Here is a 24225-nt window from a genome sequence, read left to right on the forward strand (position 1 = left end):
CATGGCCGCACCAAAAATCACCAGAGACGTCTTCGGGACGCTGCCGGACGGCCGCAAGGTCGAGCGCATCGTGCTGCGCGGGGAGGGCGGCTTCGAGGCGCGGATCATCACGCATGGCGCCGTGCTTCAGGCGTTGATCGCCCCGGACGCGCGCGGCGGCCACGACGACGTCGTGCTCGGCTATGACACATTCACAGGCTATCTCGCCGAACGAAAGTTTTTCGGCGCGACCGTCGGCCGCTACGCCAACCGCATTGCCAAGGGCCAGTTTTCGCTCGGCGGCGAGACGGTGCAGCTTGCCGTCAACAACGGCCCCAATGCGTTGCACGGCGGCCTCGACGGATTCGACCGCAAGCTCTGGGAGCTTGCGGACCTCGACGAGGGCGCCGAACCCGCGGTGACGCTTACCTATGTCAGCCCGCATGGCGAAGAGAACTATCCCGGCCGGCTCGACGTACGCGTGACCTATCGCATCACCGGCCCGGCCGAACTCTCGCTCATCATGGAGGCGCGGACGGACCGGCCGACCATCGTCAATCTCACCAACCACAGCTTCTTCAATCTCGAGGGCGCAACGTCGGGCAGGTCCGTTCTCGACCACGAGCTGACCGTCCCCGCAGACCATTTCCTGGCGATCGATCCCACCGCCATTCCGCTGCGGGAGCCGCCGCGCCCGGTAGCCGGCACGCCGTTCGACTTCCGCGAGCCGCGGGCGGTCGGCGAGCGGATCCGCGAGAGCGATCAGCAAATGCAGAGCGGCAGGGGCTACGACCACACCTACTGCCTCGCCCGCGACGGCAAGCTCGCGTTAGCCGCCCGGCTGGAGGCGCCGCGCGCGGGCCGCATCATGGAGCTGTTCACCGATCAGCCCGGGCTCCAGGTCTATTCCGGCAATTATCTGGATGGCACGATCTTGGGAAAGGGCGGCAAGCTCATTCGTCAATCGGACGCCATGTGCCTGGAGCCTCACATCTGGCCGGACGCGCCGAACCGGCCGGATTTTCCAAGCCCGCGCCTCGACCCCGGCGAAGTCTATCGCCATCATACGGTCTATCGCTTTTCAGTGAGGTCACCATGATGGAACAGGTGCCCACGATTGTGCTCTCGGACCATCCCTGCCATCTGGGTGAAGGGCCGACCTATGACGCAACCACCGACACCGCCTGGTGGTTCGACATCCGCGAAGGGCTGCTGTTCGAGGCGCAGCTCCACAGCGGCAGCATCCGCGTCCACGCGCTCGGCCGGATGGCGAGCGCGCTCGGACGCATCGATGCGGAGCGCCAATTGATCGTTGCCGAGGACGGTCTTTACATCCGCAAGCTCGTCGATGGCGCGATGATGCTGCTCTGTCCGCTCGAAGCCGACAATCCCGCGACCCGCTCCAACGACGCGCGGGTGCATCAGTCCGGCACGTTCTGGATCGGCACCATGGGACGCAACGCGGAGCCGGGGGCAGGCGCGATCTACGCGTTCCACCGCGGCAGGATCTCGCTGCTGTTTCCCCGCATCAGCATTCCCAACTCGATCTGTTTCTCGCCGGATGGCGCGATCGGCTATTTTGCCGACAGCGCGCGCGCCGTGCTCTACGCTGTGCCGCTCAATCCTGCGACCGGCTTGCCGCGCGCCGAGCCGGAGGTGCTGTTGCGCCACAGCGGCATCGGCGGCCTTGATGGCTCGGTGTGCGATGCCGAAGGAAACATCTGGAACGCGTGCTGGGGCGCGAGCCGGATCGATGTCTATTCTCCGCAAGGCGAGCGCCTGCGCTCACTCGGCGTGCCGGCAAGGCAGGCGAGCTGTCCCGCCTTTGTCGGCCCGGATCTGTCGCGCCTGCTCGTCACCTCGGCCTGGCAGGACATGGACGCGACTGCGCGCGCCGCCGATCCGCAAGCCGGTTGCACCTTCTTGTTGGAGGCATCCGCACGCGGACGCGCGGAGCCCGACGTCAAGCTCGCATAGGAGACCAGAGGCATCCCACGACTACGTTCTCGACGTCACGAAGAAACAGTCTGATACCCAAGGGAGTGAAACATGCTGAAACTGAAGACGACAGTTCTCGCGCTGGCGCTGGCCGGCGCTGCCACGATGGCCACAGGCGTCACGGCCTTCGCCCAGAAGGCGACCGTCGGCATCGCCATGCCGACGAAGTCGTCGGCGCGCTGGATCGACGACGGCAACAACATGGTCAAGGTGCTGAAGGAGCGCGGCTACAACACCGACCTGCAATATGCCGAGGACGACATTCCGAACCAGCTCTCGCAGGTCGAGAACATGGTGACCAAGGGCGCGAAAGCGCTGGTGATCGCCGCGATCGACGGCACCACGCTGTCGGACGTGCTCAAGCAGGCGAAAGCAAAAGGCATCACGGTGATCGCCTATGACCGCCTCATCCGCGGCACGCCGAACGTCGACTACTACGCGACCTTCGACAATTTCCAGGTCGGCGTCTTGCAGGCGCAGTCGATCGAGCAGGGGCTCGGGTTGAAGGAGGGCAAGGGTCCCTTCAACATCGAGCTGTTCGGCGGCTCGCCCGACGACAACAACGCCTACTTCTTCTACAACGGCGCGATGAGCGTGTTGAAGCCGTACATCGACAGCGGCAAGCTCGTCGTCGCATCGGGCCAGATGGGTATGGACAAGGTCGCGACCCTGCGCTGGGACGGCGCCACCGCCCAGGCGCGCATGGACAATCTGCTCAGCGCCTACTACGGCAACAAGAAGCTAAATGCCGTGCTGTCGCCCTATGACGGCATCTCGATCGGCATCATCTCCTCGCTGAAGGGCGTCGGCTATGGCAGTGCTGGCCAGCCGATGCCAATCATCTCGGGCCAGGATGCCGAAGTGCCATCGATCAAGGCCATGCTGCGCGGCGACCAGTATTCGACCATCTTCAAGGACACCCGCGACCTCGCCAAGGTGACAGCCGACATGGTCGATGCCGCGCTCGCCGGCAAGGAGGTCACCGTCAACGATACCAAGACCTACGAGAACGGCGTCAAGACCGTGCCGTCCTACCTGCTCAAGCCGGTGGTGGTCTACAAGGACAATTGGGAGAAGGTGCTGGTCGACAGCGGCTATTACAAGAAGTCGCAGTTCCAGTAACTTTCTCTTCCCTCTCCCCGCGTGCGGGGAGAGGGTTAGGGTGAGGGGGCTCTCCACGGGGACGGTGATAGCTGCCCACGCGGAGACTCCCCCTCACCCGATCGCTACGCGATCGACCTCTCCCCGCAAGCGGGGCGAGGTGAAGTTAGCGACCAAGGGACATGATGCCATGACCGCAATGCTGGAGATGCGCAACGTCAGCAAGAGCTTTGCCGGTGTGCAGGCGCTGCGCGACGTCAACTTCCAGGTCGAGGCCGGGCAGATCCACGCCCTCGTCGGCGAGAACGGCGCCGGCAAGTCGACGCTGATGAAGGTGCTGAGTGGGGTCTATCCGCATGGCAGCTACGAGGGCACCATCATCTTCGAGGGCGAGGAGCGTCGCTTCCGCGACATCAACGATTCCGAGGCGCTCGGCATCATCATCATTCACCAGGAGCTGGCGCTGATCCCGCTGATGTCGATCGCAGAGAACATCTTCCTGTCGCATCCGCCGTCGAAGCTCGGGGTGATCGATCGCGACGAGGTCTACCGGCGCACGCGCGAGCTGCTGGCGCAGGTCGGCCTGAAGGAGTCCCCCGATACGCTGATCACGGATCTCGGCGTCGGCAAGCAGCAACTCGTCGAAATCGCGAAAGCGCTGTCCAAGCGTGTGCGCATGCTGATCCTGGACGAGCCGACGGCGAGCCTCAACGAAGCCGACAGCGCCGCGCTGCTCGAACGCCTGATGACATTCCGCGAGCAGGGCATCGGCTCGATCCTGATCTCGCACAAGCTGAACGAGGTTGCCAAGGTCGCCGACCACATCACGGTGCTGCGCGACGGCCGCACCGTCGACAGCATCGACTGTCATGCCGAGCCGATCCAGGAGGATCGCATCATCCGCAGCATGGTCAATCGCGATCTCGCGCACCGCTTCCCGGAGCGCAGCGCGAAGATCGGCGAACCGGTGCTCGACGTCGCGAACTGGTCGGTCTATCACCCCATCCATCCCGAGCGGCAGGTGATCAAGAACGTCAATTTCAGCGTTAGGCGCGGCGAAGTCGTGGGCATCGCCGGACTGATGGGGGCCGGCCGCACCGAATTCGCCATGAGCCTGTTCGGCCGCTCCTGGGGCACAACGATCAGCGGCTCTCTCCGGCTCGAAGGCAGGGAGATGGTGCTGCCGAGCGTCGCGGCCGCGATCGACGCCGGCCTCGCCTATGTCACCGAGGACCGCAAGCAACTCGGCCTGATCCTCGCCGACGACGTCCGCAAGAACATTACGCTCGCAAGCCTCCACCAGGTCGCACCCAGGAGGGTGATCGACGACATCGCCGAGCTGAAGGTCGCCAGCGACTACCGCAGCCGCATGCGCATCCGCTGTTCCGACGTCTACCAGGAGACCGGCCAGCTCTCCGGCGGCAACCAGCAGAAGGTGGTGCTGTCGAAATGGCTGATGACGGACCCCAAGGTGCTGATCCTGGACGAGCCGACAAGGGGCATCGACGTCGGTGCCAAGTACGAGATTTACTGTATCATCAACGAGCTGGCGGAGGCCGGCCGCGGCGTCGTGGTGATCTCCTCTGAGATGCCCGAGCTGCTCGGCATCTGCGACCGCATCTGCGTCATGAACGATGGCGCCTTCGTCGGGGAATTCAAGGGCCCTGAGGCGACGCAGGAAAAGATCATGCGCGCCATCATGCGCAACGAACGAAGCAATGGAAACAGCGTGCCTGAGGCCGCGGAGATGGGAGGATCGCAGCCATGACCGACAAGACGGTGTCGCTGCCCGAGGAGCGCCGGCACGGCAGCTTCATCAAGAACAATCTGCGCAATTATGGCATGCTGCTGTCGCTGATCGCGATCATGCTGTTCTTCCAGGTCGTGACCGGCGGCACGCTGCTGCAGCCGCTCAACCTCACCAACCTGGTGCTGCAGAACAGCTACATCGTCATCATGGCGCTCGGCATGCTCCTGGTAATCGTCACCGGCCATATCGACCTCTCGGTCGGCTCGGTCGCAGGCTTCATAGGCGCCGTGGCCGCGGTGCTGATGGTGACCTACAAGGTCGACTATACGCTTGCGTTCATCGCCTGCCTCCTGGTCGGTGCCGCCATCGGCGCGGCGCAGGGCTATTGGGTGGCCTATTTCAAGATCCCGTCCTTCATCGTCACCTTGGCGGGGATGCTGGTGTTCAAGGGCCTCGCGCTCGCGGTGCTGCAGGGCCAGTCGCTCGGGCCGTTCCCGGCGACCTTCCAGAAATTGTCGTCGGGGTTCATTCCCGAACTGCTGCCCGAAGCCGGCACGCTGCATCCGACATCCATGCTGATCGGCGCCGTGCTCGCGCTGGGCCTCGTCTACGCCAGCGCCAAGGGCAGGTCGCGCGAGCAATTGCACGGAATCGAGGTCGAGCCCTATGCGTTCTTTCTCGGCAAGAGCATCCTGCTGGCCTGCGCCGTACTCTATTTTACCTATCTGATCGCCTCGCATCGCGGCCTGCCCAACGTGCTTGTCATCATGACCGGGCTGATCGCGCTTTACGGCTTCGTGACCCGCCGCACCGTGATCGGGCGGCAGATCTACGCGGTCGGCGGCAACGCCAAGGCAGCGAGCCTGTCGGGCATCAAGACCGAGCGGCTGACGTTCCTGACATTCGTCAACATGGGCGTGCTCGCCGCGCTCGCCGGCCTCGTCTTCGCCGCGCGGCTCAACACCGCGACCCCGAAGGCCGGCCTCGGTTTCGAGCTCGACGTCATCGCCGCCTGCTTCATCGGCGGCGCCTCGGCCTATGGCGGTGTCGGGCGCGTCGGCGGCGCCGTGGTCGGCGCCATGATCATGGGTGTGATGAACAACGGCATGTCCATCCTCGGCATCGGCATCGACTACCAGCAGGTGATCAAGGGGCTGGTGCTGCTGGGAGCAGTGTGCATCGACGTGTACAATCAGCGGCGGTAGCCGCAACGGCGCTGTCGTAGGGTGGGCAAAGGCGCATCGCGCCGTGCCCACCATCTGTCTCCGATCGTGAGAAAATGGTGGGCACGCTTCGCTTTGCCCACCCTACGGTATTACGGCAGCGGTGATTGCGTCGTGAACAGCACCGCCGCGATCGCGACGGAGAGGCCCACCGCCGATACGGTCGCCACCGTCGACAATACCCCCATTCGCTGGAGCGCGATGGCGAAGGCGATGATGATGGGTGTCGCGGTCATCAAGCCGATCTGTGCATCACTCATGTGATCGTTCGCCATTCCGTGGTCCCTGAGCTGGTTCGTAACGCGATCCGGCCGGTCGGACGTTGCGTCGGCGCAAACAAGCGCACCGTAACTCGCCAGTTTGTCCGGCGACAAACTCGGAACCGGGCAGTCGGGCTAAGTCTGGCCGGTGTCCTGATCCGGAAAGATGATGTCGACGGCCGAGTGCGAACGCCAGGAAACCGGCTGGGGAATTCTGGAAGATCTCCCCGGCGATCCCATGATCTGGGTGCTGATCTTCAGCGAGCTCGTCGCCTTCGGCTTGTTCCTCGGCGCCTTCTCGGTCGCCCGCACGATCCACCCCGCGCTGTTCGCGGCCGGGCAGTCAGCACTCAATTCGAATCTCGCCGGCCTCAACACCGTCGTGCTGGTCACCAGCGGCTGGGCGGCGGCAAAGGCAACGAAGGCCGCGCGTGCAGGGGAACGGCCGGTGGCGCGATACTGGATCTTGGGCGCGATGGCGCTCGGCGGTCTCTTCATCGCGATCAAGATCGCCGAATATGCGGAAGAAATCGGGCGAGGCGTCGGGCTCGAGACCAGCCCGTTCTTCACGCTCTACTTCCTCCTGACCGGTTTTCATCTTCTGCATGTCGGCCTCGGCATCGTCATCCTCGCCGTGGTCTGCCGCCGCGCCGGGATATCGGGCGTCGAGACGGCAACGGCCTTCTGGCACATGGTCGACCTGGTCTGGATCGTCATGTTCCCGATTCTCTATCTGGTGAAGTGACGATGCCGGATCGTATCGACGTGACCTGGGTCGTGTTGATCGGCCTCGCGCTTGCGACCATCCTGCTGCCGCCGCTTGTGCCGCGGCCGTTGCTCGGCAACGCACTGCTGCTCGCTTTCGCCGCACTCAAGGGCCACCGGATCGCGCTCGACTTCATGGATCTACGCGCCGTCCCCGCACTCTGGCGGGGCCTCGTCGTGAGTTGGATCCTGATCGTCCTGCTGCTTGCCTGGCTCGCCTCGGCCGTCGTCGTCCTGATCTGACGCGCTCATTGCGCCCTGACAAAGAACGGGCCGGGCTGAGCGGCAATAAATCGCACCATCGCGATTTCGCAGGAATCAAACCGGAAAGGATTGGCAATGGCTGAACGCCTGACCAAGTCGGCCGCTCGAAATGTCTTCTACGGCGGCTCGGCCTTCTTCTTCGCCATCTTCATAGGGCTGACGGCGCACAGCCATTACTACATGGCCACGACGTCGACCGACGCCACGACGCTGACGTCGTCGGTCGCCCGCGGCAAGCATGTCTGGGAAAAGAACTCCTGCATCAACTGCCACACTCTGCTGGGTGAGGGCGCCTACTTCGCCCCTGAGGTCGGCAACGTCTGGGATCGCTGGGGCGGCAACGAGGACCCGGCGGCTGCGCGCGAGACACTGAAGGCCTGGATGCAGTCGCAGCCCTCGGGCGCGCCCGGCCGGCGGCAGATGCCGCAGTTCAACCTCACCGACCAGGAGCTCGACGATCTCGCCGACTTCCTGCAATGGACCAGCAAGATCAAGCGCCAGGAATGGCCGCCGAACAAGGCCGGCTGAGCACGCTGTTTCCTCTTTCAAGACAGAGAGACCCGAGATGAAATATCAGACCCAGAAAGTCGCGATGCTGTATTTCTACGGCGCGCTGACCCTGTTCCTCGCGCAGGTCCTGTTCGGCCTCGTCGCCGGAACCATCTACGTCCTGCCCAACACGCTGTCGACGCTCCTGCCGTTCAACATCGTCAGGATGATCCACACCAACGCGCTGATCGTATGGTCGCTGATCGGCTTCATGGGCGCGACCTATTTCCTGCTGCCTGAGGAAACCGAGACCGAGCTGTACAGCCCGCTGCTGGCAAAGATCCAGTTCTGGATGTTTTTTGGCGCCGCAGGCGTGGCCGTGGTCGGCTATCTCTTCCACTACCATGAGGGCCGCGAGTTCCTCGAGCAGCCCTTCATCATCAAGGTCGGCATCGTCGTCGTCTGCCTGATGTTCCTGTTCAACGTCACCATGACGGCACTGAAGGGCCGCAAGACCACGATCACGAACATCCTGCTGTTCGGCCTGTGGGGCGTTGCGATCTTCTTCCTGTTCGCCTTCTACAATCCTGCGAACCTCGCGCTCGACAAGATGTACTGGTGGTACGTCGTCCATCTCTGGGTCGAAGGCGTCTGGGAGCTGATCATGGCCTCGGTGCTGGCCTATCTCATGATCAAGCTCAACGGCATCGACCGCGAGGTCGTGGAGAAATGGCTCTACGTCATCATCGGCCTTGCGCTGTTCTCCGGCATCCTCGGCACCGGCCATCACTTCTACTGGATCGGCGCGCCCGGCTACTGGCAGTGGATCGGCTCGCTGTTCTCCACGCTCGAGGTGGCACCGTTCTTCACGATGGTGATCTTCACGGTGCAGATGACATGGAAGGCCGGCCGCAAGCATCCGAACCGCGCTGCGCTGCTGTGGTCGGTCGGCTGCTCGGTGATGGCCTTCCTCGGTGCCGGCGTCTGGGGCTTCCTGCACACGCTGTCCTCGGTGAACTACTACACCCACGGCACCCAGGTCACCGCGGCGCACGGCCATCTCGCCTTCTTCGGCGCCTATGTGATGCTCAATCTTTCCGTCATGGCCTATGCGATCCCGCAGATCAGGGGACGCGCGCCCTACAACCAGTGGCTCTCCATGGCAAGCTTCTGGATCATGTGCACGGCCATGATGGTGATGACCTTCGCGCTGACCTTTGCCGGCGTCGTCCAGGTCCATCTCCAGCGCGTGCTCGGCCAGGGCTACATGGACGTGCAGGACCAGCTCGCGATGTTCTACTGGGTCCGGCTCGGCTCAGGCGTATTCGTCGCGATCTCCGCGCTGATGTTCGTCTGGGCCGTGCTGGTGCCCGGTCGCGCCAAGCAGGCGGTCATCCCCGGCGCGTTGCAGCCGGCTGAATGAATGCAATCGGCGGTCGCGGTTCGCCGCGGCCGCCAGCTTCCTGGAAAGTCCGGAGAAACATCATGAAAGCTGCCCTTCACACGGTGACGTCGGAGCGCGAGCTGCCGGCCTATGTCGCAAGCGGCAACGAGTGCGCGCTGTTCGAGCACGCCTGGCGGCATCAGCTGCCGGTCCTGCTGAAGGGGCCGACCGGCTGCGGCAAGACGCGCTTCGTCGCGCATATGGCGGCGCGGCTCGGATTGCCGCTCCACACCGTCGCCTGCCACGACGATCTCACCGCCGCGGATCTCACCGGTCGCTACCTGCTGCGGGGCGGCGACACGGTATGGACCGACGGTCCGCTGACGCGCGCGGTGCGCGAGGGCGGCATCTGCTACCTCGACGAAGTCGTGGAAGCGCGCAAGGACGTCACGGTGGTGCTGCATCCCCTGACCGATGACCGCCGTATCCTGCCGCTGGAACGTACCGGCGAGGAACTCGCGGCGCCGAAGAGCTTCATGCTCGTGGTCTCCTACAATCCCGGCTATCAGACGCTGCTGAAGGCGCTCAAGCCCTCGACGCGGCAGCGCTTCGTCGCCATCGAATTCGGCTTCCTGCCGCCCGAACAGGAGATTGCCGTCGTGTCCGCCGAAAGCGGGCTGTCGCCGGAGCGCGTGCGACCGCTGGTCGGGCTGGCCGGCCGGCTGCGTGCGCTCAAGGGCAACGATCTGGAGGAGGGCGTCTCGACCCGGCTCGTGGTCTATTGTGCGACGCTGATTGCCGCGGGGATGCCGACGGCGGATGCGGTGCTCGCCGGCATGATCGAGCCGCTGACCGACGATGCCGACGTCAAGGCGGCGTTGCTGGACGTCGCGTGTGCCGTGATCGGGTGAAGCCGCCATGCTCGACTTCCTCGAACTGGAAGAGACGGTCGGCCGCGCCTGGCATCGGATGGTCGGCGGCGTCGCGAGCTATCCGGTTCACGGCGATCACGCCGTCGCCCTCGCAGAGGTGAGGAGCCGGCTCGCGGTGATGTTCCGCGCGCTTGGCGGCGAGACCGGCGTTCAGATCGCCAGCGCAGGCGCGCGCAGGCCGGGCCATCGTCTCGGCTGGCGGCAGCGCATCGGCCTCGGAGACGAGCGACTCGAGCAGCCGGGCCGCGACGCGGCAACCATCTTCCTGCCCGATCGCATCGCGATCTTTCCCGACCGGGCCCTGAACGCAACGCTTTATCGCTGGCTTGCGGCGTGGTTCGCAGCCGCGCCGATCGATGCGATCGCGGAAGCCGATCCGCTGCGGCGGGATCTCTTGATGTTGCGCCGGGCGAGCGAAACCGCGGTCTGGGTGCTCACGCAATTCCCAGGGCTCGCCGTCGATTACGCGCAGCTTGCCGCGGCCACCGCCGAGGCCCGGCCTCGTCGCCCCTTGCCGCGGATCGAGCAAGAGATCGAGCAAATCGTCCTGGCCCTGCTCGGAGCGGGAAAGGCGCCTGCAGGTCGACTGTGGCCGGCGATGATGGGGATGGGCCCGCTGCCGGACAAGGCGCCGCCGGGCTATCGCGCGATCCTGCCGTGCCCGCTCTGGGGAGATTGCTGGACGCGCGAGCTCTCGCCCGCACATGCGGACGAAGACGAATGCGCACCGGGCGCAGCGGCCGCGGCGAAGGACGATCGCAAGCGCTTTGCCGTCCGCGAGTGCGACGACGACGCCAATCGGCGCGATCCGTTCGTGCTGAACCGCTTCGAGAAGATCCTCGCGATGGCCGAGATGATCAATGTCGACCGCCCTGCTGACGACAGCGAGGACGAGGATGCGCAGAAAGCAGCCGACGATCTCGAGGAGATCACGCTCAGCCGCCGCGCTGGCAAGCCAGCGAGCCGGTTCAAGTTCGATCTCGACCTGCCGCCGGAGGCCCTCGACGCCTCGCAGCTGAATGCGGACCTGACCTATCCCGAATGGGACTATCGAAGCGGCTCCTATCTGCCGGATCATTGCCGCGTGCTCGAGGCTGCGGCGTCGGAGGAAGGCGAGAACTGGACGGCGGATGACGCGATGCGCCGACGCATTCGCCAGGTGCGCCGCCGCTTCGAGGTTCTGCGTCCGCGTCACGAGATGATGCGTGCCCAGAGCGACGGACATGATCTCGACCTCGACGCACTGGTGCGCGCGCGGTGCGATCTCAGTGCCGGCAGCGGCGGCGGTCTCGATCGCATCCATGTCGCGATGCGCCCGCAAGGGCACGATCTCGCCGTCACGCTGCTGGTCGACGTCTCGCTGTCGACCGATGCCTGGGTCGACGGCTATCGCGTGCTCGACGTCGAGAAGGAAGCGCTGCTCGTGCTCGCGCACGGGCTGTCGGCTTGCGGCGACCACCACAGCATTCTGACCTTCACGTCACGTCGACGTTCCTGGGTGCGACTCGAAACGATCAAGGCGTTCGGCGAACCAATGAGCGGGGTGGTGGAGCGCCGCATCGGGGCGCTCAGGCCCGGCTATTACACGCGGATCGGCGCGGCGGTGCGCCACGCCGCGGCCGGGCTCGCGCGCCAGCCGCAGCGCAAGAAGCTGCTGCTCGTCCTCACCGACGGCAAGCCGAACGACGTCGATCACTATGAAGGGCGCTTTGCGGTCGAAGACACCAGGAAATCCGTGCAGGAAGCGCGCCGGCTCGGCATTGCGGTGTTCGGCGTGACGATCGACGCGACCGCGCAATCCTATTTTCCGACGCTGTTCGGCCGCGGTGGCTATGCCATCGTCGGCAACATCAAGCGGCTGCCGGGGGCACTGCCGGCGATCTACCGGCAGGTGGCGCATTGACCCGGTCGAGCCGACCGCGGTTACCTTTTGTGAGCTATTGCTCAGAGATTGGGTATATGATCGAATGGCTGGATGAACCCATGCCGGCCACAACCCGATCTGATCATCTTCGACTGCGACGGCGTGCTCGTCGACAGCGAGCTCTTGAGCTGTCGTTGCCTGTCCGAAGTGCTGGCCGGGTTCGGATTCACGCTCAGCGAGGCGCAGGCGCTGGACCTGTTTCTCGGGCGCAGCACCAAGGCGATCGAGCAGCATTATCGTGATCTCGGGCAGTCGCTACCGGACAGCTTCCTGCCGGGATTGAAGTCGCGCGTGCTCGAGTCGTTTGCCGCCTCGCTGGAGCCAATCCCGGGGGTACGGGCGGTGATCTCGGGGGTGACCGTGCCGGTCTGCGTGGCCTCATCGAGCGACATCGATCGCGTCTCGCTCTCGCTCGACGTCACCGATCTGCGGGCGCATTTCGGCGATCGGATCTATACCGCGCAGATGGTCGCGCGCGGCAAGCCGGCACCCGATCTCTTCCTCTATGCGGCGGAGAAGATGGGGGCGCAACCTGCGCGCACGCTGGTGATCGAGGACAGTGTCAGCGGCGTGCAGGCGGGCAAGGCGGCCGGCATGACCGTCTGGGGATTTGTCGGCGGCAGCCATTATCGCGCGCGCGACGGCCGCGCTATATTGTCCGCCGCCGGGGCCGATCGGGTCTTCGCGCATATGAGCGATTTCTGGGAGGCGTGAGGCCCGCATGGCCGCCGAGAACGACAAGTCGAGGCTCGACGATGCCGCCCGCGCCGGCTGGCTCTATTTCATTGCCGGCCATACCCAGGACGAGATCGCAAGGATGCTCCAGGTCTCGCGCGCCTCGGCGCAGCGGCTGGTGTCGCTGTGCCTGGCCGAACGTCTCATCACTTTCCGGCTCGAGCATCCGATCGCCGCCTGCATGGAATTGGCGGCGCGGCTGAAGGAGCGGTTCGATCTCGTCCATTGCGAGGTGGTGCCGGCCGATCCCGGCGCGCCGCAGGCGACCGCCGGCATCGCCGAACGCTGCGCCAACCTGCTGGACACGACGCTGCGATCGGAGACGCCCGTCATCGTCGCGCTCGGCACCGGCCGCGCGGTGCGCGCCGCGGTCGAGCGCGTCACGCCGATCGACCGGCCCAATCACCAGATCGTCTCGCTGGTCGGCAACATCTCCGCCGACGGTTCGGCGAGCTTCTACGACACCGTCGGCCGGCTCGCCGACCGCACCGGCGCGCGGCACTATCCGATGCCGCTGCCGTTCCTGATGTCGTCGGAAGACGAGCGCAACAGGATGGTGCGCATCGAGCCGATCGCGAAGGTGAAGGCGGTCGCGGCCAAGGCCGATTTGCGTCTCGTCGGCATCGGCCAGATGGACCAGAAGGCGCAGGTCCACATCGACGGCTTCGTCACCCGCGACGAATTGTTCGAGATGATGCGGCTTGGCGCCATCGGCGAGATCACCGGCTGGGCCTATGATTCCAGGGGCCGTCTGCTCAAGGCCGGCACCAACAAGCGCCTGACCAGCATCCCGCCGGAAGTGCCGGCGAAGACCACGACGATCGGTGCGGCAGTGGGCGCGGCCAAGGTTACGGCGATCGCCGCCGCGTTGAACGGGGGCCTGATCAACGGGCTGATCACCGACGAGACGACCGCGAGGGCGATTCTGGAGCGGTAGGGCGCTTGCGCTTCCAGCGTCAGTGAGGCGGGCGGTCTTTCCATCCGCACCCATTGTCATCGTCCGCGAAGGCGGACGATCCAGTACGCCGCGGCCCCGCTTGAGGCAAACCAACAAGACGACACGGAATACTGGATGCCCCGCTTCCGCGGAGCATGACAGTCTGGTGGGCAACACCTGTCGTCACTCCCGCACCGCAGCACTCATAAGGTGCGCAAACGTCCGCGCGCGTGCTTGACAAGCGCCGCCCGTCCGTTGAACATACGCCCAATGCGTGGGCATATGCTCAAAAGCGCAAAGCCAAGGGAGGTCACCGTGAAACACGTCCTCGGCGCCGTCTGCGGCGCGTCTGTCCTGCTGGCCGTCCCTGCGATGGCCGAAACCACCCTCACGATCGCGACCGTCAACAATGGCGACATGATCCGTATGCAGGGGCTGACGGGTGAGTTCACCAAGAAGAACCCCGACATCACCGTGAAATGGGTGACGCTGGAGGAGAACGTGCTGCGCCAGCGCGTCACCACCGACATCGCCACCAAGGGCGGTCAGTTCGACGTGCTCACCATCGGCACCTATGAAGTGCCGATCTGGGCCAAGAAGGGCTGGCTGGTGCCGCTCGCCAATCTCGGCGCCGATTACGACGTCGCCGACCTCCTGCCCAAGATCAGGGACTCAGTCTCCGCCGACGGCAAGCTCTATGCCGCTCCGTTCTACGGCGAGAGTTCCATGGTGATGTATCGCACCGATCTGTTCGAGAAGGCCGGTCTGAAAATGCCGGAAAAGCCGACCTGGGATTTCGTCATCGATGCCGCCAAGAAGCTCACCGACAAGAGCGCCGGCACCTACGGCATTTGCCTGCGCGGCAAGGCCGGCTGGGGCGAGAACATGGCGTTCCTCTCGGCGATGGCCAATTCCTACGGCGCGCGCTGGTTCGACGAGAAGTGGGAGCCGCAGTTCAACACGCCGGAATGGAAGGCGACGCTGACGACCTACGTCAATCTGATGAAGGAGGCCGGTCCTCCGGGCGCAAGCTCCAACGGCTTCAACGAGAACCTGGCGCTGTTCAACGCGGGCAAATGCGCCATGTGGATCGATGCCACGGTCGCGGCGTCCTTCGTCACCAATCCCAAGGACTCCAAGGTCGCCGACAAGGTCGGCTTCGCGCTCGCGCCGAACACCGGGCTCGGCAAGAACGCCAACTGGCTGTGGGCCTGGAATCTCGCAATCCCAGCCGGCTCCAAGAAGACCGAAGCGGCCGAGAAGTTCATCGCCTGGGCGACGAGCAAGGACTACACCAAGCTCGTGGCGTCCAAAGACGGCTGGGCCAATGTGCCGCCGGGCACGCGCACCTCGCTCTACCAGAATCCTGAATATCTGAAGGTCGCCCCCTTCGCCAAGCTGACGCTGGCCTCGATCGATGCCGCCGATCCGAACAAGCCGACCGTGAAGCCGGTGCCCTATGTCGGCGTGCAATATGCCGCGATCCCGGAATTCCAGGGTATCGGCACGCAGGTGGGCCAGCAGTTCTCGGCCGCGCTCGCGGGATCGATGACGGTCGATGCTGCGCTGACCGCCGCCCAATCCGCAACCGAGCGCGAGATGAAGCGCGCCGGCTATATCAAGTGAACCCGAGCTCTTCCTCCTGAGCTCAGACTCGCGGCCATCCGCCCGTCCCCGGATGGATGGCCGCCTTCTTCGCGAGGTTTCATTTTGACGCGTTTTCTTCCCGCGAACCGGTCTCCACTTCGCTCGAAAACGCTCTGAAGGAGAGGTCACGGATGGCAACCCGGCAGACGCAGCTTCTCGCGCGCTCGCTCCTGGCGCCGGCGGTCGGGCTGCTGTTCATCTGGATGATCGTCCCGCTCGCGCTGACGCTCTACTTCTCGACGCTGCATTACAGCCTGCTCGATCCCGGCTCGGAATCCTTCGTCGGGCTGGAGAATTTCCGCTACTTCCTCACCGATCCCGCATTCCTTGCCTCGCTCCGGAACACGCTGGTGCTGGTCGGCTCTGTCCTGGCACTGACGATCCTGCTCGGCATCCCCTTGGCGCTGCTGATGGACCAGCCCGTGATCGGACGCAATTTCGTCCGGCTGATGGTGATCGCGCCATTCTTCGTGATGCCGACCGTGAGCGCGCTGGTCTGGAAGAACCTGTTGATGCACCCGGTCTCGGGCCTGTTCGCCTGGCTCGCCCAGTTGTTTCACCTGACGCCGATCGACTGGTTCACCGACGCGCCGCTGCTCGCGGTGATCCTGATCGTCGCCTGGCAATGGCTGCCCTTCGCGACGCTGATCCTGCTGACCGCACTGCAATCGCTCGACGAGGAGCAGAAGGAGGCCGCAGAGATGGACGGCGCCAGCGCGATCTCGACCTTCATCTACATCACGCTGCCGCACCTCGCGCGTCCGATCACCGTGGTGATCCTGATCGAGACCATCTTCCTGCTGACGGTGTTCGCCGAAATCTTCGTCACGACCGGCGGCGGGCCTGGCCTGCAGACCACCAACATCGCCTTCCTGATCTATTCGCAGGCGCTGATCCAGTTCGACGTCGGCACCGCCTCCGCGGGCGGCCTCGTCGCCGTGGTGATCGCCAACGTCGTCGCCTTCTTCCTCGTCCGCATCGTCGGCCGCAACCTGGAAGCCTGACATCATGGCGCGCAAGTCGACAACACAGCGGGTGGTGGTCTCGACGATCGGAGCGTGGTTCTTCGGCTTCCTGATTTTCTTCCCGATCCTCTGGATGGTGCTGGCGAGCTTCAAGACCGAGCTCGAGGCGTTTGCGATACCGCCGTCCTTCCTGTTCTTTCACTGGACCACGGAGAATTACGCGACCGTGCAGGAGCGCAGCGACTATTTCCACCACGCGATGAACTCGATCATCATCGCCGGTGGCTCGACGCTGATAGCGCTTTTGATCGCCATTCCCGCGGCCTGGTCGATGGCGTTCTCGCCGACCAGGCGCACCAAGGACATCCTGCTCTGGATGCTCTCGACCAAGATGATGCCGCCGGTCGGCGTGCTGGTGCCGATCTATCTGATCTACAAGTCCTTCGGACTGCTCGATTCCCGCATCGGTCTCGTCTTCATCCTCTGCCTCGGCAATCTGCCGATCGTGATCTGGATGCTGTTCACCTATTTCAAGGAGATCCCGCGCGACATCCTGGAGGCCGCGCGGATGGACGGCGCCACCATCGGCCGCGAACTGGTCTATGTGCTGACGCCGATGGCGATCCCGGGGCTCGCATCGACCCTGTTGCTCAACCTGATCCTGGCCTGGAACGAGGCGTTCTGGACGCTCAATCTGTCGACCTCGAACGCCGCGCCGCTCACCACGTTCATCGCGTCCTATTCGAGCCCGGAAGGGCTGTTCTGGGCGAAGCTGTCGGCGGCGTCCACGCTGGCGATCGCGCCCATTCTCGTCCTCGGCTGGTTCAGCCAGAAGCAGCTCGTGCGCGGGCTGACTTTCGGCGCGGTGAAGTAGAGGGGCTGGCGTATCATGGGTCAGATCACACTCCAGGGCGTGCAAAAATCCTTCGGCCCCGTGCACATCATCAAGGGCGCCGACCTGGACATCTCCGACGGCTCCTTCGTGGTGTTCGTCGGTCCCTCCGGTTGCGGCAAGACCACGCTGCTGCGCCTGATCGCGGGGCTCGAGGACGTCTCCGGCGGCAAGATCCTGATCGACGGCAAGAATGTGGTCGATACGCCCCCGGCCAAGCGCGGACTGTCGATGGTGTTCCAGTCATACGCGCTCTATCCGCATATGAGCGTGCGCGGCAATATCGGTTTCGGCCTGAAGATGGCAGGGCTGCCGAAGGACGAGATCAACCGCAAGGTCGAGGCGGCAGCGGCGACGCTGAACCTCACGCCCTATCTCGACCGCAAGCCGCGCGAGCTCTCCGGCGGTCAGCGCCAGCGTGTCGCCATCGGCCGCGCCATCGTGCGCGAGCCCAAGGCCTTCCTGTTCGACGAACCGCTCTCAAATCTCGATGCGGCGCTGCGCGTGCAGATGCGGATCGAGGTGACGCGGCTGCAGAAGCAGCTAGGCACCACCGCGATCTACGTTACCCACGATCAGGTCGAGGCCATGACCATGGCCGACAAGATCGTCGTGCTCAACAGCGGCAAGATCGAGCAATATGGCTCGCCGCTGGAGCTTTACGAGAAGCCCGCCAACCTCTTCGTCGCCGGCTTCATCGGCTCGCCCAAGATGAATTTCGTCACCGGCGAGTTCGCCTTGCAGCATGGCGCCGCCACCATCGGCGTGCGGCCTGAGCACCTCAAGATCGAGCGTGACGGCGGTGGCGGCTGGCAGGGGACGATCGCGGTCGCGGAGCATCTCGGCAGCGACACGTTTCTCTACGTCGATGCCGGTCCGCTCGGCATGCTGACCGCGCGCTACATCGGCGAATTGAGCCTGCATGCCGGCGATCGCGTGTCGCTGCTGCCGGATCCCGCGCGCATCCACCGCTTCGACGCGAGCGGCAACGCTCTTCGGGGCTGACAAGAAACGACGAGACAACGGAAAGACGATCATGTACCTCGAAAAATTCAAGCTGAACGGCAAGACCGCGTTCATCACCGGCGGAGGCCAGGGCATTGGCCTCGCCTGCGCCGAAGCGCTGGCCGAGGCCGGCGCCAGGGTCGTGATCGGAGACCGCGACGGCAAGGTCGCCGACAGCGCCAAAGCCGGCCTGAAGGCGAAGGGCTTCGACATCGAGACCGCGATCATGGACGTCACCGACACCAGGCGCGTGGCGGAGGTCGCGAACGACCTCGTCGCCCGCCATGGCAAGGTCGATATCCTCGTCAACAATGCCGGCATCGCGCGCAGCGAGACCCCGGCCGAGACTGTGACCGACGAGCACTGGCTCAACGTCATCGACGTCAACCTCAATGGCACGTTTTGGTGTTGCCGCGAATTCGGCAAGCACATGCTCAAGGCCAGGAGCGGCGCCATCGTCAACGTCGGCTCGATGTCCGGCTTCATCGTCAACAAGCCGCAGGAACAATGCTTCTACAACGCCTCCAAGGCCGGAGTGCACCATCTGACCAAGTCGCTCGCCGCCGAATGGGGCGCGCGCGGCATCCGCGTCAACGCGGTGGCGCCGACCTATATCGAGACGCCGCTGAATGCCTTCGTGAAGAGCAATCCGAAGATGTACGACGCCTGGATCGGCGGAACCCCGATGGCGCGGATGGGGCAGGTCGAGGAGATCGCCTCCGTCGTGCTGTTCCTCTCTTCGGAAGCCGCGAGCCTGATGACAGGCAGCATCGTGCTGGTGGATGGCGGCTACACTTGCTGGTAGGCTTGCGTCAAAACTGGCGAGAAGCGACCGGGAGCGACAATGCCGCGAGCGTATATCGGCGTCGACGTGGGGACCACGAGCACGCGGGCAGGGGTGTTTGACGAGGCCGGTATCCTGCTCGCCACCGCCAGGCATCCGATCCGGATCTGGCAGGAGGCCGGCGACATCGTCGAGCAGTCCTCCCAGGACATCTGGGAGGCCTGCTGCAAGTCGGTGCGGGCGGCGATGGCGGAGGCCGCGATTGCACCCGACAGCATCGGCGGCATCGGCTTTGACGCCACCTGTTCCCTTGTGGTGCTTGATCCGCAAGGCGAGCCACTCACCGTCAGCGCGTCCGGCGAGGCGCAGCGCAACGTCATCGTCTGGATGGACCATCGCGCCACGGCCGAGGCGCGGCTGATCAACGAGACCGAGGATGCCGTGCTGCGCTATGTCGGCGGCTCGATCTCGCCGGAGATGGAGATGCCGAAGCTGCTATGGCTGAAGCGGCATCTGCGCGCGAGTTTTGACGCCGCCGGTCACTTCTTCGATCTGGCCGACTATCTGACCTGGCGTGCGACCGGCGCACTGCAGCGTTCGACCTGCACCGTCACCTGCAAGTGGAACTACCTCGCCCATGATGGCGGCTGGAGTGCGCCGTTCTTCAAGCGCATCGGCCTATCCGACTTCGTCGCCGAGAACTATGCGCGCATTGGCACCGAGATCGTCGCACCCGGCACGCGGCTCGGCGCAGGCCTCACGCGTGCCGCCGCGACCGAGTTCGGTCTGGCACCGGGCACGCCGGTCGGCGCGTCGCTGATCGACGCGCATGCCGGCGGTGTCGGCGCGATCGGCGGCCGCGATGGGGCGGGCGGGGCGGGCGGGGCGGGCGATGTCAGCGACCGTCTTGCCTACATCATGGGAACGTCGGCCTGCATCATGGCGACGACGAAAGAGCCGTGCTTCGTCCCCGGCGTGTGGGGGCCTTATTATTCCGGCATGGTCCCGGAGTTCTGGCTCAACGAGGGCGGCCAGTCGGCCGCGGGCGCGGCGATCGACCATCTCCTCAAGTCGCATCCCGGTTTCGGCGAGGCGGGCGCGGCGGCACGCAGGGAAGGCCTCGACCTCATCGACTTCCTGGAGCGCCGCATCATGGCGCGTGCCGGCGATGCCAGCCGCGCGGCGCTGCTCGCGCGTGACGTTCATGTGCTGCCTGAATTCATCGGCAACCGCTCTCCCTATGCCGATCCTGACACGCGCGCGGTGATCGCCGGTCTCGATCTCGACACCGACATCGCCTCCATGGAGCGGTTGTTCGTCGCCGGCCTCTGCGGGCTCGCTTATGGTCTTGCCGAGGTGATCGAAGCCTTTGCCGCGCATGGCGTGCGCTCGAACATCATGATCATGGGCGGCGGCGCCAGCCGCAGTCCTCTGGTGCGGCAGATCATGGCGGATACGACCGGTCTCAGCGTCGCGCTGCCGCAGACGAAGGAGCCCGTGCTGCTGGGCGCCGCGATGCTGGGGGCGGTGGCCGGCGGCGCCTATGCCACGATAGCCGAGACCATGGCCAAAATGTCGGCGCTGGGGCGGAAGAGCGAGCCGACTGCGCCTGATATGACCGCGTTTCACGCCCGCAAGCGCGACGTCTACAAGCTGCTGCGCGAGGTCGATCGCGGCAGCCGCGCGGCGATGCGCGGCGTCGAACGAGGTTGAAGGACATGCTGATTGCCTGCGGCGATGCACTGATCGATTTCGTACCGACGCGAAACATCGACGGGCGCGAGGCCGTGATGCCGGCGGTCGGCGGTTCCTGCCTCAACGTCGCGATCGGCATGGCGCGGCTGGGCGCGCCGACCGGTTTCGTCGGCGGCGTCTCGACCGACCTGTTCGGGCGAATGATCGCCGATCACGCCGCGGCCTCCAATGTCGATATCAGTCTCGCCACCCGCAGCGATCACCAGACCACGCTCGCCTTCGTCCGCATCGTCGCGGGCGAGTCGCACTACGCGTTCTACGATGCCGAGACCGCGACGCGGAACTGGACCTACCGGCGCGGATCCATTCCATTCGCGAGCGTCGAAGCCGTTCATGTCGGCTCGACCACGCTGGTCAACGACCATGGCGCGGCCGAGACCAAGGCGTTGATCGCGGACGCGCGCGCGTCGTCCACGATCTGCTTCGATCCGAACTGCCGCCCGAACCTCGTCAGCGACAAGCCGGCCTATCTCGCGCGCATGGCCGAGTTCGCGGGAAGCGCCGATCTCATCAAGATGTCGGACGTCGATTTCGCCTATCTCTTCGGCGACGAGCCGTATCATCAGCGCGCGAGCACGCTGCTCGCACAGGGTATAAGCCTCATCGTCATCACCCGCGGCAACGACGGCGCGATTGCGTGGCACGCGGGGGCAGGGCAGATCGAAGTCCCCGCGCCGAAGGTCGAAGTTGCCGACACCATTGGCGCCGGCGACAGTTTTCAGGCGGCGCTGCTCTTCGCCCTGCACAAGCAGGGCGGGCTGGTGCGCGAGAAACTGAGCAAGATCGGAGCGGACGAGCTCCGCCGCGCACTGTCCTTTGCCGCCAATTGCGCGGGCCTGACCTGCACCCGCCCGGGCGCCGATCCACCCTGGAGCGATGAGATCAATTGGAGTTGGTAATCCGCGTCACATTGGTGCGACGACCTTCTCGGCGCACTTGAGGAAGGTGCGGATCAGCGGGCTGTGCGAGTCGCGCCGCCAGCATACGGCGACGTCGATGGAGTCGGTTGCGTCCCGCAACGGCCGGAACACGATGCCCTGCGGCGCGCCGAGCTTGGCGCAGGCGGGCAGGATCGCGAGCCCTTCGCCGGCCAGCACGAGGCTCATCGCCGAATGCACGGTTTCCACCCGGCTGGCGATCGGCATCACCACCTGATGTCGCCGCAGCAACGCCGTCACCGCAGAGGAGGCGGGGTCCTGCTCCGGCCGCGGCAGCGCGATCAGCGGCCGGCCGTGCAATTTCGCCATCGGCACCGCGCCGAGGCGGGAGAGCGGCGATCGGATCGGCATCGCCAGCATGAGAGGTTGCGCGCCGACCCGCGCCACCTGGATTTCGGGATGGTTGATCGCCGGCATGCACAGCGCGACCGTGACGCTGCGGTCGAGCAGCCGCGCCTCGCGCGTCGAGCCGCTGAGCTCGGCAAAATGAAGCTCGACGCCGGGAATGGAGCGCCGCAACTCGGGAATCAGGCGCGGCAGTACCGCATTTGCCAGCGCGAACATGTAGCCGATCGAGATCCGCCCGCGCCGCCCGGCCGCAACCGCGCGCGCGGCTTCGATGCCGTCGGCCGCCAGGGCCAGCGCCTCGCCGGCGCGCGCCAGCAGGGCCTGGCCGGCCTCGGTCAGGTCCATGCCGCGCGTGCCGCGGCGGAACAAAGGCGCGCCGACTTCGGCCTCGAGCTTGCGGATTTGCACCGAGAGCGGTGGTTGCGCCATCCGCAGCCGCTCGGCCGCCTTGCCGACGCTGCGCGCCTCGGCAACGGCGACGAAATAGCGGAGCCGGCGAAGATCCATTGGCATACCGAAAATATATGGGCTGACGGCAAAAATCGTATTGGACGGCGAGTTAACAAGGCTGTCATTCTTGCTGTCAATGTCTTCGGGCCAATGGCGGCCCGCTTCGGAGCGCGATGTGACCATGAACGGCGATCCCTGTCGCTTGTCCGCAACCGAGCTGCGCGGCCTCATCGCCGGAAAGCGGATTTCGCCAGTCGAGATCGTCCGAGCCGTTCTCGCGCGCGCCGAGGCGCTCCAGCCCGCGCTCAACTGTTTCATCACCCTGTGCGGCGATGAGGCGATTGCAGCGGCGCGCGAAGCCGAGCGCAAGGTGATGGCCGGCGAACTGCTCGGCCTGCTGCACGGCATCCCCGTTACCGTCAAGGACATCGTCAACACCAGGGGCGTCAAGACCACCTTCGGCGCCGTTCCCTACAAGGACAATGTGCCGAACGAGGACGCCGTGGCGGTGGCGCGGCTGCGCAGCGAGGGCGCGATCCTGATCGGCAAGACCACGACGCCGGAGTTCGGCAGCAAGTGCCTGACCGACTCGCCCTTGTTCGGTCGCACCCGCAATGCGTGGAGTGCCGACCGGTCCTCCGGCGGCTCCAGCGGCGGCGCCGCGGTCGCCGTTGCCAGCGGCATCGCACCGCTCGCGATCGCGACCGACGGAGGCGGCTCGACGCGAATTCCGGCCGCCTGCAACGGCGTGGTCGGGCTGAAGGAGAGCAACGGCGTCGTCCCGCACAGCCAGGCGCTGGATGTGTTCGGTAACCAGACCTATGTCACACCGACCACCCGCACCGTCGCCGACACCGCGCTGATGTTGCAGGCGATGGCCGGCGAGGATGCCTGCGATCCCTGGTCGATTGGCGTGCCCGTGCCCGATTTCGTCGGTACGGCCGCCCGACGCGGCGATCTGCGCGGGCAGAGGATCCTGTATTGCCTGACGCCGCCGGGCCGGCCGGTGTCCACTGAGGTCGCCGCCAATTTCAAGGCGAGCCTCGACCGGCTGGCAGGGCTCGGTGCCGAGCTCGAGGAGTTCTCCGGCGATGGTTTCGACATCGAGCCGATCTGGCGCGCCATCAACCACACGGTCTGGCGCACGCGCTTTGCAAAACTTGCGGCAGAGCACAGGGACCAGCTGAGCGAGGCCTTTCTCAAGCAGCTTGCGCTCGCCACCGACGTCAGCGGCGTCGACTACCAGGAGGCGATGTTCGCGCGCACCGCGCTGTTCCGCCGCCTGCAATCGCTGCTTGCGCGCGGGCACTTTCTGGCGACGCCGACCCTCACGCGCACCGCGCTGCCGATCGAGCAGGACCTGTTCGGCAGCATCGAGATCGATGGTCGGCATTTCGACAGCGTCCGGCCGCACTGGTTCCCCTGGACCATGCCCTTCAACATGACCGGCCATCCCGCGATCAGCCTGCCCTCGGGTTTTGCCCGCGACGGCCTGCCGATCGGGATTCAACTCGTCGGCCGCTTCCGCGCCGATGCGGAATTGCTGCGCGTGAGCGCTATGTTCGAGGCTTCGAGCGATCTTCTGTCCCGCTGGCCGGCTTGAGGACATGGGCATGCAGCAAGGGGCGCGTGTGCAAAGGACTTGCCTCCGGGGTCCAGACATGTTGATCGTGCCGCAGGTGAGCCCTGAAGCCGAGCGC

At 65.3% G+C, this 24225-nt stretch carries 23 protein-coding genes; 21 read left to right on the forward strand and 2 right to left on the reverse strand.

Annotated elements, in window-relative coordinates:
- Position 1 precedes the first annotated feature (1 nt).
- The 5 genes from FJV43_RS29845 to mmsB all read left to right on the forward strand — a co-directional run bounded on the left by FJV43_RS29845 (position 2) and on the right by mmsB (position 6033).
- The gene (locus tag FJV43_RS29845) at positions 2-1078 is read left to right on the forward strand and encodes an aldose epimerase family protein (protein ID WP_239622554.1); all 1077 of its coding nucleotides are present in this window, start codon (positions 2-4) and stop codon (positions 1076-1078) included.
- On the forward strand, positions 1078-1956 hold the full coding sequence (locus tag FJV43_RS29850; RefSeq protein WP_239629671.1) for an SMP-30/gluconolactonase/LRE family protein: 879 nt from the start codon (positions 1078-1080) through the stop codon (positions 1954-1956). Before FJV43_RS29845 ends, FJV43_RS29850 begins: the two co-directional genes overlap by 1 nt.
- A 72-nt stretch (positions 1957-2028) precedes the next feature.
- Entirely contained in the window at positions 2029-3099 is a 1071-nt protein-coding gene (gene chvE, locus FJV43_RS29855; RefSeq protein ID WP_275973689.1) for a multiple monosaccharide ABC transporter substrate-binding protein, read from the forward strand.
- A 169-nt stretch (positions 3100-3268) separates the two neighbouring features.
- The gene (gene mmsA / locus FJV43_RS29860) at positions 3269-4846 is read left to right on the forward strand and encodes a multiple monosaccharide ABC transporter ATP-binding protein (RefSeq protein WP_239622556.1); all 1578 of its coding nucleotides are present in this window, start codon (positions 3269-3271) and stop codon (positions 4844-4846) included.
- A complete protein-coding gene (mmsB, locus tag FJV43_RS29865) occupies positions 4843-6033 on the forward strand; it encodes a multiple monosaccharide ABC transporter permease (protein WP_239622557.1) in 1191 nt (396 codons plus the stop codon). The genes mmsA and mmsB overlap by 4 nt, the downstream gene beginning before the upstream one ends.
- 110 nt (positions 6034-6143) lie before the next feature.
- Here the strand turns inward: mmsB and FJV43_RS29870 are convergent, their stop codons facing one another.
- Positions 6144-6311, reverse strand: a complete 168-nt coding sequence (locus FJV43_RS29870; RefSeq protein ID WP_239622558.1) for a hypothetical protein — start codon at positions 6309-6311, stop codon at positions 6144-6146.
- Positions 6312-6480: 169 nt separating this feature from the next.
- On the opposite strand from FJV43_RS29870, the gene FJV43_RS29875 reads away from it, so the two are divergent.
- The 15 genes from FJV43_RS29875 to FJV43_RS29945 all read left to right on the forward strand — a co-directional run bounded on the left by FJV43_RS29875 (position 6481) and on the right by FJV43_RS29945 (position 21688).
- Positions 6481-7056: a cytochrome c oxidase subunit 3 family protein gene (locus FJV43_RS29875; RefSeq protein WP_239629674.1), complete on the forward strand. Its 576-nt coding sequence runs from the start codon at positions 6481-6483 to the stop codon at positions 7054-7056.
- Between the two features lie 2 nt (positions 7057-7058).
- Entirely contained in the window at positions 7059-7319 is a 261-nt protein-coding gene (locus tag FJV43_RS29880) for a cytochrome C oxidase subunit IV family protein (protein WP_239622560.1), read from the forward strand.
- 96 nt (positions 7320-7415) lie between these two features.
- The gene (locus FJV43_RS29885; RefSeq protein ID WP_131870107.1) at positions 7416-7868 is read left to right on the forward strand and encodes a cytochrome c; all 453 of its coding nucleotides are present in this window, start codon (positions 7416-7418) and stop codon (positions 7866-7868) included.
- A 37-nt stretch (positions 7869-7905) separates the two neighbouring features.
- Positions 7906-9252, forward strand: a complete 1347-nt coding sequence (locus FJV43_RS29890; RefSeq protein ID WP_239622561.1) for a cbb3-type cytochrome c oxidase subunit I — start codon at positions 7906-7908, stop codon at positions 9250-9252.
- A gap of 62 nt (positions 9253-9314) precedes the next feature.
- Positions 9315-10124 (forward strand): CbbQ/NirQ/NorQ/GpvN family protein, encoded by an 810-nt coding sequence (locus FJV43_RS29895; protein WP_239622562.1) that lies wholly within the window; start codon positions 9315-9317, stop codon positions 10122-10124.
- Positions 10125-10131: 7 nt separating this feature from the next.
- Positions 10132-12048 carry a VWA domain-containing protein gene (locus FJV43_RS29900; RefSeq protein ID WP_239622564.1) on the forward strand — a complete coding sequence of 639 codons (1917 nt, stop codon included), beginning with the start codon at positions 10132-10134 and terminating at the stop codon, positions 12046-12048.
- 72 nt (positions 12049-12120) lie between these two features.
- Positions 12121-12783: an HAD family hydrolase gene (locus FJV43_RS29905; RefSeq protein ID WP_239622565.1), complete on the forward strand. Its 663-nt coding sequence runs from the start codon at positions 12121-12123 to the stop codon at positions 12781-12783.
- Between the two features lie 7 nt (positions 12784-12790).
- The gene (locus tag FJV43_RS29910; RefSeq protein WP_239622566.1) at positions 12791-13741 is read left to right on the forward strand and encodes a sugar-binding domain-containing protein; all 951 of its coding nucleotides are present in this window, start codon (positions 12791-12793) and stop codon (positions 13739-13741) included.
- 315 nt (positions 13742-14056) lie between these two features.
- Positions 14057-15367 (forward strand): sugar ABC transporter substrate-binding protein, encoded by a 1311-nt coding sequence (locus FJV43_RS29915; RefSeq protein ID WP_239622568.1) that lies wholly within the window; start codon positions 14057-14059, stop codon positions 15365-15367.
- 152 nt (positions 15368-15519) lie between these two features.
- Positions 15520-16392: a sugar ABC transporter permease gene (locus FJV43_RS29920; protein WP_239622569.1), complete on the forward strand. Its 873-nt coding sequence runs from the start codon at positions 15520-15522 to the stop codon at positions 16390-16392.
- A 4-nt stretch (positions 16393-16396) separates the two neighbouring features.
- Entirely contained in the window at positions 16397-17227 is an 831-nt protein-coding gene (locus FJV43_RS29925; RefSeq protein WP_239622570.1) for a carbohydrate ABC transporter permease, read from the forward strand.
- Positions 17228-17242: 15 nt separating this feature from the next.
- On the forward strand, positions 17243-18250 hold the full coding sequence (locus FJV43_RS29930; RefSeq protein ID WP_239622571.1) for an ABC transporter ATP-binding protein: 1008 nt from the start codon (positions 17243-17245) through the stop codon (positions 18248-18250).
- A 31-nt stretch (positions 18251-18281) separates the two neighbouring features.
- Entirely contained in the window at positions 18282-19055 is a 774-nt protein-coding gene (locus FJV43_RS29935; protein WP_131870097.1) for an SDR family NAD(P)-dependent oxidoreductase, read from the forward strand.
- Positions 19056-19094: 39 nt separating this feature from the next.
- Complete coding sequence (locus tag FJV43_RS29940; RefSeq protein WP_239622573.1) at positions 19095-20747, forward strand: FGGY-family carbohydrate kinase; 1653 nt, start codon at positions 19095-19097, stop codon at positions 20745-20747.
- 5 nt (positions 20748-20752) lie between these two features.
- Positions 20753-21688 (forward strand): carbohydrate kinase, encoded by a 936-nt coding sequence (locus tag FJV43_RS29945; protein WP_239622574.1) that lies wholly within the window; start codon positions 20753-20755, stop codon positions 21686-21688.
- 6 nt (positions 21689-21694) lie between these two features.
- On the opposite strand, the gene FJV43_RS29950 is transcribed toward FJV43_RS29945, so the two are convergent.
- The gene (locus FJV43_RS29950; RefSeq protein WP_239622576.1) at positions 21695-22582 is read right to left on the reverse strand and encodes a LysR substrate-binding domain-containing protein; all 888 of its coding nucleotides are present in this window, start codon (positions 22580-22582) and stop codon (positions 21695-21697) included.
- A 124-nt stretch (positions 22583-22706) separates the two neighbouring features.
- Between FJV43_RS29950 and FJV43_RS29955 the strand changes: the two genes are divergently transcribed.
- The gene (locus FJV43_RS29955; RefSeq protein ID WP_239629675.1) at positions 22707-24128 is read left to right on the forward strand and encodes an amidase; all 1422 of its coding nucleotides are present in this window, start codon (positions 22707-22709) and stop codon (positions 24126-24128) included.
- Positions 24129-24225: the final 97 nt, after the last annotated feature.

This window comes from Bradyrhizobium sp. I71 (assembly GCF_022354745.1).
Lineage (GTDB): Bacteria > Pseudomonadota > Alphaproteobacteria > Rhizobiales > Xanthobacteraceae > Bradyrhizobium > Bradyrhizobium liaoningense.